The 12,384-nt window shown below is 72.6% G+C and carries 10 protein-coding genes; 3 read left to right on the plus strand and 7 right to left on the minus strand.

Annotated features, from left to right (window positions below; genetic code table 11):
• Window positions 1-26 precede the first annotated feature (26 nt).
• The 3 genes from ACFYY6_RS15480 to ACFYY6_RS15490 all read left to right on the plus strand — a co-directional run bounded on the left by ACFYY6_RS15480 (window position 27) and on the right by ACFYY6_RS15490 (window position 5,144).
• A complete protein-coding gene (locus tag ACFYY6_RS15480) occupies window positions 27-2,213 on the plus strand; it encodes a thiamine pyrophosphate-dependent enzyme (protein WP_351520921.1) in 2,187 nt (728 codons plus the stop codon).
• 37 nt (window positions 2,214-2,250) lie between these two features.
• The gene (locus ACFYY6_RS15485; protein ID WP_386607451.1) at window positions 2,251-3,612 is read left to right on the plus strand and encodes a 2-oxo acid dehydrogenase subunit E2; all 1,362 of its coding nucleotides are present in this window, start codon (window positions 2,251-2,253) and stop codon (window positions 3,610-3,612) included.
• Between the two features lie 200 nt (window positions 3,613-3,812).
• Window positions 3,813-5,144 (plus strand): MFS transporter, encoded by a 1,332-nt coding sequence (locus ACFYY6_RS15490; protein WP_351520918.1) that lies wholly within the window; start codon window positions 3,813-3,815, stop codon window positions 5,142-5,144.
• A gap of 131 nt (window positions 5,145-5,275) precedes the next feature.
• Here ACFYY6_RS15490 and ACFYY6_RS15495 read toward each other — a convergent pair whose 3' ends face one another.
• The 7 genes from ACFYY6_RS15495 to ACFYY6_RS15525 all read right to left on the minus strand — a co-directional run bounded on the left by ACFYY6_RS15495 (window position 5,276) and on the right by ACFYY6_RS15525 (window position 12,375).
• The gene (locus ACFYY6_RS15495) at window positions 5,276-5,938 is read right to left on the minus strand and encodes a dienelactone hydrolase family protein (RefSeq protein ID WP_389193493.1); all 663 of its coding nucleotides are present in this window, start codon (window positions 5,936-5,938) and stop codon (window positions 5,276-5,278) included.
• Between the two features lie 72 nt (window positions 5,939-6,010).
• Window positions 6,011-6,727 carry a DUF6390 family protein gene (locus ACFYY6_RS15500; RefSeq protein ID WP_389193497.1) on the minus strand — a complete coding sequence of 239 codons (717 nt, stop codon included), beginning with the start codon at window positions 6,725-6,727 and terminating at the stop codon, window positions 6,011-6,013.
• Complete coding sequence (hypE, locus tag ACFYY6_RS15505) at window positions 6,728-7,825, minus strand: hydrogenase expression/formation protein HypE (RefSeq protein WP_389193500.1); 1,098 nt, start codon at window positions 7,823-7,825, stop codon at window positions 6,728-6,730.
• On the minus strand, window positions 7,822-8,925 hold the full coding sequence (gene hypD / locus ACFYY6_RS15510) for a hydrogenase formation protein HypD (protein WP_351520913.1): 1,104 nt from the start codon (window positions 8,923-8,925) through the stop codon (window positions 7,822-7,824). The genes hypE and hypD overlap by 4 nt, the downstream gene beginning before the upstream one ends.
• Window positions 8,922-9,218: a HypC/HybG/HupF family hydrogenase formation chaperone gene (locus ACFYY6_RS15515; protein WP_351520911.1), complete on the minus strand. Its 297-nt coding sequence runs from the start codon at window positions 9,216-9,218 to the stop codon at window positions 8,922-8,924. The genes hypD and ACFYY6_RS15515 overlap by 4 nt, the downstream gene beginning before the upstream one ends.
• A 47-nt stretch (window positions 9,219-9,265) precedes the next feature.
• Complete coding sequence (gene hypF, locus ACFYY6_RS15520) at window positions 9,266-11,845, minus strand: carbamoyltransferase HypF (protein WP_386607456.1); 2,580 nt, start codon at window positions 11,843-11,845, stop codon at window positions 9,266-9,268.
• A 2-nt stretch (window positions 11,846-11,847) separates the two neighbouring features.
• Window positions 11,848-12,375 (minus strand): hydrogenase maturation protease, encoded by a 528-nt coding sequence (locus ACFYY6_RS15525; RefSeq protein WP_386607457.1) that lies wholly within the window; start codon window positions 12,373-12,375, stop codon window positions 11,848-11,850.
• Between the last annotated feature and the right edge of the window lie 9 nt (window positions 12,376-12,384).

Genomic DNA, 12,384 nt, shown 5'->3' on the forward strand with positions numbered 1-12,384 from the left:
TCACCGAATCACACAGGAGAGTGCTCATGCCCACACACCGGAAACTGGCCCCCGCGTCCCCCTGGACCGAGGTGACGGCGACCAAGAAGGACTGGCACGGCGCGGATCCGCGGCTGCTGACCTCGATGTTCACCCAGACCCTGCTGATCAGGGCCTTCGAGGAGTACGTCCTCGACCTCGCGGGACAGGGCCTGGTGCACGGCCCGGCGCACTCCAGCATCGGCCAGGAGGGCGGCGCCGTCGGCTCCGTGCTCCCGCTGACCGGCGCCGACTTCGTCGGCGGCTCGCACCGCGGCCACCACCAGTTCCTCGCGAAGGCGCTGGGGTACGTCGCACCCGGCGGCATCGACCTGCGCGGTCCCGTCGACGAGGAGGTGCGCACCGTCCTGCTCCGCAGCCTGGCGGAGATCTGCGGTCTGGCCAGGGGCTTCTGCCGGGGCCGGGGCGGATCCATGCATCTGCAGTGGGCCGAGGCCGGGGCGATGGGCACCAACGCCATCGTCGGTGGCGGCGTGCCGCAGGCCGCCGGGTTCGCCTGGTCGGCGCGGCAGGCCGGCACCGACGCGGTCTCGGTGACCTACTTCGGGGACGGCGCGGTCAACATCGGCTCGGTGCTGGAGACGATGAACCTCGCCGCAGCCTGGAAGCTCCCGGTCTGCTTCTTCATCGAGAACAACAAGTACGCCGTCTCCACTCACGTGGACGAGGCGACGGCGGAGCCCCGGCTCTCGGCGCGCGGTCTGGGCTTCAACATCCCCAGCTGGCGCGTGGACGGCATGGATCCGCTCGCCGTGTACCTGGCCATGAGCGAGGCCGTGGACCACATGCGGGCGGGCAAGGGCCCCACCATCGTCGAGGCCGAGGTCTACCGGTTCTTCCACCAGAACGGCCCGTTCCCCGGCAGCGCCTTCGGCTACCGGACCAAGGACGAGGAGAAGGAGTGGCGGTCCCGCGACCCGCTGGCCCTCGTCTCCCGGCAGCTGGTCGAGAACGGGATCCTCGGCGCCGACGAGATCGAGGAGTGCACCGCGCGCGCCAAGGCGCTCATGGCCGCCGTGGGCGACGAACTGCTGGAGCCCGACCCCGACGGCAAGCCGGGCAGCCGCCGCATCAAGCCCTCCGAATGGCCCGACCCGTCCTTCCGCGACGTCGGGATACGCGGCGACCTCGGCGAATTCGACGGGGTGCGTCTCGCCGACACCGACACCTTCCAGGGACGCCTGGAACAGCGCAAGTTCATCGACGTCGTGGCCGAGGTGATGGGCCACCGCATGGCCGAGGACGACTCCGTCGTCGTCATGGGAGAGGATGTGCACCGCCTCAAGGGCGGTACCAACGGCGCCACCAAGGGCCTGGCCGAAGCCCACCCGGACCGGGTCCTGGGCACGCCCATCAGCGAGAACGCCTTCGCCGGCCTCGCCGGGGGCATCGCGCTCGACGGCCGCTACAAGCCCGTGGTCGAGTTCATGTACGCCGACTTCATGTGGGTCGCGGCCGACCAGATCTTCAACCAGATCGGCAAGGCCCGGCACATGTTCGGCGGCGACGGGCAGGGGACCGGGGTACCGCTCGTCCTGCGCAGCAAGGTCGCCATGGGCACCGGGTACGGATCCCAGCACTCCATGGACCCGGCGGGCGTCTTCGCCACCGCCCCCGGCTGGCGGATCGTCGCGCCGTCCACGCCCTTCGACTACGTCGGCCTGATGAACAGCGCGCTGACCTGCAAGGACCCGGTCGTCGTGCTGGAGCACACCGACCTGTACAACACGGTCGGCCAGGGCCCGGTCGACGACTTCGACTACTGCCTGCCCGTGGGCAGGGCGGCCGTGCGCCGCACCGGATCCAAGATCACCGTCGTCACGTACCTGGCGATGACCAACTACGTCCTGGAGGCCGTCGAACAGCTGGGCCTGGACGCCGAGGTCATCGACCTGCGCTGGCTGGACCGCGCCAGCCTGGACTGGGAAACCCTGGGCGACAGCATCCGCAAGACCAACAACGTGCTCATCGCCGAACAGGGCCCCGTCGGCACCTCCTACGGAGGCTGGCTGGCCGACGAGATCCAGCGGCGCTGGTTCGACTGGCTCGACCAGCCCGTCCAGCGCGTCCACGCCGGTGAGTCCTCGCCCAGCATCAGCAAGGTGCTGGAGCGGGCCGCCATCGCGCGGACCGAAGAGGCCGTGGCCGCGCTCCAGCGGGTCACCGAGAACTGACCCTCCCCGTACGACACGACACCCAGGAGGGTTGATCATGGCTGAACTGTTCCGAATGCCCGCGGTGGCCGCCGACTCGCCGACGGCGGTGCTGTCCGCCTGGCTGGTGGCCGAGGGCGCGGCGTTCACGAAGGACGACGCGCTGGTCTCCATCGAGACGGACAAGGCGGAGGTGGACGTCTCCGCCGAGCGTGACGGCGTGCTGCTCAAGGCGCTCTACGAGGCCGGTGTGGAGATCGAGGTCGGCGACCCGATCGCCGTGCTCGGCGCCGTCGGCGAGCAGGCCGATGACCTCGACGCGCTGCTCGCGGAACTGGGCGTCGCCGTCGCGGCGCCCGGCGAGGCCCCGCAGGCGGTCCGCCGCGACGTGCCGGAGGAACCGGCCGCCGCCTCCCCGGCGCCGACCGCCTCCCCGGCCTCCGAGGCTCCGCGGCCCACCGCCGCGGCGGCGGGCGAGCCGGAGCGCGGCGGGCGCGTCTTCAGCAGCCCGCTGGCCCGCAGGCTGGCCCGGGAGGCCGGGCTGGACTTCACGGTCCTCACCGGGACCGGCCCCGGCGGCCGCGTCGTACGACGGGACGTCGAGGCCGCCGTCGCCGCCCGCAACACCCCCCGGGCGGCGCCGCAGGCCCCGGCCGCCGCGCAGCCGACGGCCCCGGCCGAACCCGTCGGCACCACCGGCGCGACCAGCGCCACTGGTACCGTCGCCACCACCGGCACCGGCGACCACGAGGACATCCCGCACAGCCGGATGCGTCGGGCCATCGCCAGGCGTCTGACCGAGAGCAAGCAGCACACCCCGCACTTCTACCTGCGGGCGACCTGCGCCGTGGACGAACTGCTCGCCCTGCGGCAGCGGATCAACGCCGTCAGCCCGGTCAAGGTCTCGGTCAACGACCTGCTGATCAAGGCCGTCGCCACGGCACACACCCAGGTGCCGGAGATGAACGCGATCTGGACTCCGGACGCCGTCCGCCGCTTCCGCACCGTCGACGTGTCGGTCGCCGTCGCCACCGAGACGGGACTGGTGACCCCGGTGCTGCGCGGCATCGAGAACCTGCCGGTCTCCGCGATCGCCGCCCGCACCCGCGCATACGCGGAACAGGCGCGCTCCGGGGCACTGCGCCCCGCCGACCTCGAAGGCGGCTCGATCACCGTGTCGAACCTCGGCATGCACGGGGTCGAGGAGTTCGCCGCCATCATCAACCCGCCGCAGGCCGCGATCCTGGCGGTCGGCGCGGCACGCGACGAGGCGGTGGTCCGCGACGGCGCGGTCACCGTGGCCAAAGTGCTCGGCGTGGTCCTGTCCGTGGACCACCGTCCGGTGGACGGCGCCGTGGCGGCACGCTGGCTCGCGGCCTTCACCGAGGCCGTGGAGAACCCGCTCCGGCTCCTCGTCTGAACCCTTCCCGGCCGCCGTGGGCCCGCCCGTGACGGCAACGCCCCACGGGCCGCCCGCGGCCCCATCGCCCCACGGGCGGCCCGTCGGCCCCGCTGCCACGGGCCGCCCTTCTCCCGGCCCCGTCGCCACGGGCCCCGGCCCCGCCCGCCTCGGCCGCAGCCCGCGCCCGTAGGCTGCCAGAGCAACCCAAGAGGACACCGATGTCTTTGATCCGCGGATCCCGCACCCCAGATGCGGCCACACCATCCGAGACCCCGAGCGACGCGCTCGGCGAGCTGGACCGCCGCAACCTGCGGCGGCTGATGCCGCTGTTGCTGGCCGCCTACATCATGTCGTTCCTCGACCGGACCAACATCGGTCTCGCCAAGGAGCGCCTGGAGGTCGACCTCGGCATCTCCGCCGCGGCCTACGGGCTGGGCGCCGGGCTTTTCTTCCTCACCTACGCGGCGTCCGAGGTGCCCAGCAACCTGATCATGCACCGGGTGGGCGCCCGCTGGTGGATCACCCGGATCATGCTGACCTGGGGCATCATCTCGGCGTGCATGGCCTTCGTGCAGGGCGAGAAGTCCTTCTACGCCATGCGGCTGCTCCTCGGCGCGGCCGAGGCCGGGCTGCTGCCGGGCATCCTGCTCTACTTCACGTACTGGTTCCGCTCCGAGACCCGCGGCCGGGCCATCGGCCTGCTCCTGCTGGGCGCCTCCATCGCCAGCGTCGTCGGCAACCCCCTGGGCGGACTGCTCATGGAGATGGACGGCATCGGCGGCTGGCACGGCTGGCAGTGGATGTTCGTGATCGAGGGCGTCCCCTGCGTCTTCCTGGCGTTCGTCGTCTTCCGGTTCCTGCCCGACGGCCCGGCCAAGGCGCCGTGGCTGACGGCCGAGGAGGCCCGGCTGGTCCAGGACGCGGTCACCCGCGAGCAGAACGAGGGCGCCAAGGCGGCCGGCAACGAGTCCGGCTCCCTGCTGACCGTGCTGCGCGACAAGCAGATGCTGCTGGCCATCTTCGCCAACTGGACGCACCAGGTCGCCCTGTACTCCGTGGTCTACTTCCTGCCCGGCATCATCGGCGGCTGGGGCCACCTCTCGCCCTTCACCATCGGCCTGCTCACCGGACTGCCCTGGCTCACCGCGGCGGTCGGCGCCATCTTCGTGCCGCCCCGCGCGACCACGCCCAGGCGTTCGCGCAACTTCGTGGTCGTCGGCCTGCTGATGATGTTCACCGGGCTCGTCGTCGCCGCGGTCGCGGGCCCCGTGATCGCCCTGCTCGGCTTCTGCTTCACCGGCCTGGCGTTCTTCGTCGTCCAGCCCCTGCTGTTCAACTTCCCCGCCACCCGGCTCGCGGGCAAGACCCTCGCGGGCGGCCTGGCGCTGCTCAACACCGTCGGCATCACCGGTGGCTTCGTCGGCCCGTACATCATGGGCTACGCCGAGGACGCCACGGGCAACCACCTGTCCGGACTGTGGGTGTCCGTCGTGCTGCTGGCGCTCGGGGCCCTGGCGGCCACACGGCTGCGCTTCTCCCCGAAGTCCTGAGAGGCCGGCTGCCCCCGAAGCCCTGAGACGGCTGTGTCCGGGCCACGACAAGGCCCGGACACAGCCCTTCGCGACCCGGGCCGCCGTGCACGGCGGCCCGGCCGGGCGGGAGCGGGCCGCCGCGCCCGGTCTCAGCCCTCTTCCTCTTCCCCTCCCGGATGCAGGAACCAACGGCGTGCCGCCTCGGCCACCTCTTCCAGGGCTCCGGGTTCCTCGAAGAGATGCGTCGCCCCCGGGACCACGTGGATCCGGTGCGGAGCGCGCAGCCGCCCGGCCGCCTCCTCGTTCAACCGCAGCACCTCCTGGTCGGCGCCGCCCACGATCAGCAGCACCGGGGCGCGCACCCGGTCCAGGGCCTCCTCGGCCATGTCGGGGCGGCCCCCGCGGGAGACGACCGACCGGACGTGCCCGGGCCGCTCCGCCGCCGCCAGCAGCGCGGCCGCCGCCCCGGTGCTCGCCCCGAAGAGACCCAGCGGAAGTCCCGCCGAGTCCGGCCGGGCCGCGAGCCAGTCCACCGCCGCCACCACCCGCCGACCGAGCAGCCCGATGTCGAACCGGTACTGCCCGGTCACCACGTCCTCCCGCTCCTCCCGGACGGTCAGCAGGTCCAGGAGCAGCGTGCCCAGCCCCGCCTCCCGCAGATACGCGGCCACCGCCCTATTGCGCGGGCTGTGGCGCGAGCTGCCGCTGCCGTGGGCGAAGAGCACCACACCCCCCGCCTCCGGACCGAGCGCCAGGTCACCGGCGATCAACGATCCGTCGACGGGTACGGAAACAGCCTCCAAGGCCACCATCGTCACCCACTCCTTCCCGGGAGGACCCTCGCGCCCGTCCCGGCTCCCGCCGCCCGTCCGCCGACGGGCGGGTCAGCCGACGGTCAGTCCCTGCGCCGTCAGCTGACGGGCCTCCGCCGCTTCGACGCGTGCCGCCTGCGGCTCCGTGAGGACGTCGCACACCCAGTCCCAGTGAAGCGCCACCAGATCCCCGGGGCCCAGCCCCGGGACCAGCGAGCGGCCCCCTGTGGACCAGCGTACGGACTCCCGGCGCGGAGCCCCGTGGACCAGACGGCTGCCCGTCCAGAGCAGCGGCCGGGACTCGACCTCGGCCCGCTCGCCGCCGACCGAACGGACCACGCCCGTGCGGATGCGGCACCGGTCGAGGACGGACAGCGCCGTCGGATGCCCCGAGGCCACCAGGAGACGCGTCCAGGGGTACACCTCGAAGACCTGGAAGCTGTGGTGGGCGCGGGCACGGCCGGACGCGTCCTGCCATGTGCCTCCCTCCTGGCCGCGGAAGCGTTCGCGCAGCCGGGCCAGCAGCACGGCGGGATCGGTGCGTTCCAGGAGCTCGTTGCCGATCCAGTACGCCTCGACCACCCGCTCGTCCAGGGGGTCGGGGAGCCCGGCCGCCTCGGCGAGCAGTTCCAGGTAGCACCAGGCGCCCTCGAACCGGCGGGCGTGACGCTCGACGGCCGCGGTGTCCTCGGGACGGAGCAGGGCGGAGGCGTCGGCGGGGCCGCAGTAGCCGAGTTCGTTGGGCGGGTAGGCGTACCGGGCGAACAGGGCGGCGCCGTGCGCGCTCACTCAGCAGATCCTCGGGAGCTGCTCGCCGACCGGCAGGCCGACCACCCGGGAGCCGCCGAGGCCCGTCCTGGCCACCACCATGCCGGGATGGTCGGCCACGCACGTGCCGATCCGGCGGGCCGCGCGGCCCAGCGGGTGCGACGTGAGGGCCGACAGCACGGCGTCGGCGGACTCGGCGGGCACGAAGGCGATCAGCTTCCCCTCGTTCGCCACCTGGAGCGGATCGAGTCCCAGCAGACCGCACGCGTCACGCACCGCGCCCGGCACGGGCAGCTCGCGCTCGACCAGCTCGACGCCGACGTTTGATGCGCGGGCGATCTCGTTGAGGGAGGCCGCCACCCCGCCGCGCGTGGGATCGCGCAGCACGCGTACGTCGGCCCCGGTGGCGAGCATCGCGGCGACCAGGCCGTGCAGGGGCGCGGTGTCGCTCTCCACCGCCGTACCGAACTCCAGGCCCTCCCGGCAGCTCATCACCGCGATGCCATGCACCCCGATGTCGCCGCTGATCAGTACGGCGTCCCCCGGGCGCGCGCGATCCGGGCCGATCTCGACGCCGTCGGGGACCACACCGATCCCCGAGGTGGTGACGTAGACCCCGTCGCCGCTGCCGCGGTCGACGACCTTGGTGTCGCCGGTGACCAGCCGGACCCCGGCCGCCCCGGCCGCCGAGCCCATGTCGCGTGCGATCCGTCCGACGTCGGTCAGGGCGGTGCCCTCCTGGAGGATGAACGCGCAGGACAGGAACAGCGGTACGGCGCCCGACATCGCCAGGTCGTTGACCGTTCCGTTCACCGCGAGGTCCCCGGTGGAACCGCCGGGGAAGAACATCGGCTTCACCACGAACGAGTCGGTGGAGAAGGCCAGCCGTGTGCCGTCGCCGACGGTCAGCACCGCGGAGTCGCCCATCCCGGAGACGGCCGCCGCGCCGTAGGACGGGAGGAACAGGTGCTCGATCAGTTCGGCGGACATCGCTCCGCCGCCGCCGTGGCCCATCACGACCGCGGGCGTCTCACGCAGCGGGGCCGGGCAGACCCACCCCTCGAAGTCGAGGCCGGTGCCCGGGGCAGGGGCGGGGGCGTGCTTCGTCGTCTCGGTCATTTCGCGTCGACCAGTTCCAGTCGGCGGTACGCGTAGTAGGCGGAGCAGGCGCCCTCGGAGGACACCATCGTGGCGCCCAGCGGATTCCTCGGGGTGCACTCCTTGCCGAAAGCCTGGCACGCGTGCGGCTTGATCAGCCCCTGGAGCACCTCGCCCGACCGGCACAGCGGCGACTCCGACGTACGGATCGCCGCCACGTCGAACCGGCGTTCGGCGTCGAACCCGGCGTACTTCTCGGCCAGTCGCCAGCCGCTGTCGGGGATCATGCCGATGCCGCGCCACGTCCGGTCCGTGACCTCGAAGACGTCCCGCAGCATCTCCATGGCGGGGAGGTTCCCCGCGGCGGGCACGGCGCGGGGGTAGGCGTTCTCCACCTCGTGACGGCCCTCCTCCAGCTGGAGCACCACCCTGCGGATGCCTTCGAGGATGTCGAGCGGTTCGAAGCCGGTGACCACGATGGGGACGCGGTACTTCTCGGCCAGCGAAGGGTACTGCGAGGTCCCCATCACGCTGCACACGTGCCCGGCGGCCAGGAACGCCTGCACCCGGCAGTCGGGGGACTCCATCACGGCCGCCACCGCGGGCGGCACGAGGACGTGCGAGACGAGCAGCGAGAAATTGCGCACGCCCAGCCGCTGTGCCTGATGCACCGTCATGGCGTTGGCGGGGGCGGTGGTCTCGAAGCCGATGCCGAAGAAGACGACCTCCCGGTCGGGGTTCTCCCGGGCCAGCCTCAGCGCGTCGAGCGGGGAGTACACGACGCGTACGTCACCGCCCGCGCTCTTCACCGAGAACAGGTCCCGACCGCTGCCCGGGACCCGCAGCATGTCGCCGAACGAGCAGAAGACGACCTCCGGGCGGGCGGCGATGGCCAGGGCCCGGTCGATGATCTCCAGCGGCGTCACGCACACGGGGCAGCCGGGACCGTGGATCATCTCCACGCAGTCGGGCAGCAGTTGGTCGATGCCGTGCCGGATGATCGAATGGGTCTGGCCACCGCAGACCTCCATCATCACCGCCGGCCTGGTGGCGGTCGCGTGGATCTGGTCGAGCAGTCGCTCGGCCAGCCGGGGATCGCTGAACTCGTCCAGGTACTTCACCGGTCGGCTCCTTCCTTCGGGGACTGCTGTGCGGCGGCCGCTTCGAGGCCGTCGCCGAACTCCTCCTCCAGGAGCCCGAGCCGCTCGAAGTCGGCCAGGGTCGCCCGGGCGGAGATCTCGTCGAGCCGCTGGATCGCGAAGCCGACGTGCACGATGACGTACTCGCCGCTCACCGCGTCGGGGACGTACTGGAGACAGACCTCCTTGCGTACGCCGCCGAAGTCGACCTCCGCCATCGGGACGCCGTCGACCTCGGCGGTACGGAGCACACGCCCCGGTACTGCCAGACACATGGTGTCTTCCTTCCCTGCGGGTCATGGGTGGGATTCGCTCGCGGACGTCAGCGGGACGACGCCGCGACCAGCAGTTGCCCGAAGGCGAGTCCGCCGTCGTTGGGCGGCAGCAGACGCGGACGCAGGACGATGAAGTCCCGCGCCGACAGGGCGGTCCGGGTCTCCTCCAGGAGAACGGCGTTCTGGAAGACGCCGCCGCCCAGCGCCACCACACCGATCCCGGTCCGCTTCCGGCACAGCTCGGCGAGACCGGCGACGAGAAGGGCCACGGCCGTGTGGAAACGGGCCGCGACCACCTCCGCGGGCACGCCCGCCCGGACGTCGGACACCACCGCGCGGATCACCGGACCGGGGTCCGCGAGCAGCGGTTCGCCGTCTTTCGCCGCGGCCCGCGTACCGAAGGCGTAGGCGTGCCCGGCGGGCTCGGCCGATGCCGCCCGTGCCATCCCCTCCAGCGCGATCGCCGCCTCGGCCTCGTACGCCACCTCGTGCCGCACGTCCGCCAGCGAGGCCACGGCGTCGAACAGCCGGCCCATGCCGGAGGTCGGGACACAGCCGAGGCCCGTCGTCAACTGGTGGTCCAGTACCGCGCGTTCGTCGCGCGGGCAGGCCGCGACCGACGGAATCCCCTCGTCCCAGGGGACACCCGCGGCGTGCAGGTGGGCGAGTGCCATCCGGTACGGACGCAGCACACTCGCGTTGCCACCGGCCAGGGGCACGTATGCCAGGTGCGCCGCCCGCCGGTAGGACGCGTACCCCGCGATCAGCACCTCGCCGCCCCACATCGCCCCGTCGGTGCCGTGGCCGGTGCCGTCGAAGGCGAAGCCGATGACCTCGTCCTCGGGGCCGAGGCCGTGCTCTCCCATCACGGACGCGATGTGCGCGTGATGGTGCTGCACGGTGTGCACGCAACGGGCCCCGGCGCGGGTGCGGGCCCAGGCGCCGCTGCGGTAGCCGGGGTGCCGGTCCGCGGCGAACCGCTCGGCCTCGACGCCGGTCAGCAGCGCGAGATGGTCGGCCGTGCGGGACAGGGCATCGATCGTCGAGAGGTCGTCCATGTCCCCGATGTGCTGGCTGACCCAGGCGTGGGAGCCCTCACCCAGTGCGCAGGTGTTCTTCAGGTCGGCGCCCGCGGCCAGCAGCGGCGGCACCTCGAAGGGGAGGGGGAGGGGGAGCGGCGCGTATCCGCGCGATCGGCGCACGGGCAGTTCGGCACCCGCGACGAAGCGGCTGACCGAGTCGTCGCACGGCACCCGGATCGGCCGGTCGTGCCGCAGCCAGGCGTCGACCAGCGGGGCGAGCCCGGTCAGTGCCTTCGCGTCGTCCGTGACGATGGGCTCCCCGGAACGGTTGCCGGACGTCATCACCAGTGCGTCGGGGCCGGGGGCGTCGCCGTCGAGGCCGAGGAGCAGGACGTGCAGGGGGGTGTACGGAAGCATGATGCCGAGGTCCGGGCTGCCCGGGGCCACGGCGTCCGCGACCCCGACGGCGCCCGCGCGCGAGCGGCGGGGAAGCAGCACGATGGGCTTCACGGCCCCGTTGAGCAGGCGCTTCTCGTCCTCGGTCATGGTCACCAGTTCCTCGGCCACATCGAGGTCGGCGACCATGACGGCGAAGGGCTTGCCGCCCCGGCGTTTGCGGCGGCGCAGCCGGTCGACCGCCGCCTCGTCACGGGCGTCGCAGGCGAGGTGGTAGCCGCCGATCCCCTTGACCGCGACGATCCGTCCCGCGGCGAGCAACTCCCGGGCGCGGCACAGCGCTTCGTCGCGGTGCAGCGGTGACCGGCCGTCCTTCTGGACCAGTTCGAGCCGCGGACCGCAGGCGTGGCAGGAGATCGGCTGGGCGTGGAAGCGGCGGTCGCGCGGGTCGTCGTACTCCGCGCGGCAGGTCTCGCACATCGCGAAGTCCGCCATGGTGGTGGCCGCCCGGTCGTAGGGCAGGCCGGTGACGATCGTGAACCGCGGACCGCAATGGGTGCAGGTGATGAAGGGGTGACGGTGACGGCGGTCGTCCGGGTCGCGCAGTTCGGCCAGGCAGTCGCGGCAGGTCGCGGTGTCGGGGGAGACCAGCGTGCGGGCCCGGCCGGTGGCGTCGGAGTCCGCGATGGTGAACCCCTCGCCCCCGCACAGCGGCCGGTCGGTCTCCGTCACCGACTCCACCATGGCGAGCGGCGGCGGTCCGGTCCGCAGCCGGTGCCCGAACTCCGCGACCGCGTCGGCGTCCCCCTCCACCTCGGCGACCACCCCGTCGCCGGTGTTGGCCACCGAGCCGACGAGGCCGAGGCCGGTGGCGGTGACGTGGACGAACGGGCGGAAGCCCACGCCCTGCACCACGCCGCGCACCTCGAAACGGCGGCGGACCCGCTCCTGGCGACGGTCCGCCTCGCCGTCCTCCCGGGGACCACTGCCCATCAACTCCAGCCCCGACAGCGCGGCCGCCGCCTCGGCCTCGTCGATGACCTGTGTGGCGAAGCCCATGTGGAGCAGCACCCAGTCGTCGGCGGCCGGCGGCGCGTCGAGCATGCCGATGTTGACGCGGCGCCGGGCCCCCTCCACGTCGACGAGGGCGAGCTGGCCCGCGTATCCCTCGACGATCTCCACGACGCGTCCGGGAATGCCGAGACACATGATCAGGACCTCCGGAGCGGGTCGGGCGCGGTGGCCGGTTCCTGGCAGGGCGCGGCCGCGGACAGCCGATGGACCAGCGCCCGTACGGTTTCCACCGCCCGGGGGACGGCCGCGGCGACGGCCTCGCTGAGACCGATGCCCTCGTCGACGTCGGCGGGCGTGCACCCCACGACGTGAGTCAGCGGAAGCGTACCGCCTAATTGGTCCAGATTTGCTAGCACCGCAACCGGATTCATGCCATGTGCGTCGAATTCACCAGATCCGAGATCGTCCGGACCCACCTCCAGAACCGTCAGCCCACCAGGCTCTCCGCCGCCGGGACAGGCGTCGACCAGCACCAGCGCGTCGTATCCGTCGAGCAGGTCGTACGCGAGGTGCATCCCCCGGATGCCGTAGTCGACGACCCGGACCCCGGCCGGGAGCGGCTCGCCGCAGGAGTCGGTGGTGAGCCGGCGCACGACCTCCGGGCCGAAGCCGTCGTCGCCGAGGAAGAGGTTGCCGACGCCGGCCACGAGCACTCCTGCGGACACGTCAGAACC

The sequence above is a fragment of the Streptomyces sp. NPDC001750 genome (assembly GCF_042892615.1).
Classification (GTDB): domain Bacteria; phylum Actinomycetota; class Actinomycetes; order Streptomycetales; family Streptomycetaceae; genus Streptomyces.

Bases quoted from the DNA above. Each gene is read 5' to 3' on its own strand.
- ACFYY6_RS15480 (WP_351520921.1), top strand. From the start codon at position 27: ATGCCCACACACCGGAAACTGGCCCCCGCGTCCCCCTGGACCGAGGTG.
- ACFYY6_RS15485 (WP_386607451.1), top strand. From the start codon at position 2,251: ATGGCTGAACTGTTCCGAATGCCCGCGGTGGCCGCCGACTCGCCGACG.
- ACFYY6_RS15490 (WP_351520918.1), top strand. From the start codon at position 3,813: ATGTCTTTGATCCGCGGATCCCGCACCCCAGATGCGGCCACACCATCC.
- ACFYY6_RS15495 (WP_389193493.1), bottom strand. From the start codon at position 5,938: ATGGTGGCCTTGGAGGCTGTTTCCGTACCCGTCGACGGATCGTTGATC.
- hypE (WP_389193500.1), bottom strand. From the start codon at position 7,825: ATGACCGAGACGACGAAGCACGCCCCCGCCCCTGCCCCGGGCACCGGC.
- ACFYY6_RS15515 (WP_351520911.1), bottom strand. From the start codon at position 9,218: ATGTGTCTGGCAGTACCGGGGCGTGTGCTCCGTACCGCCGAGGTCGAC.
- hypF (WP_386607456.1), bottom strand. From the start codon at position 11,845: ATGTGTCTCGGCATTCCCGGACGCGTCGTGGAGATCGTCGAGGGATAC.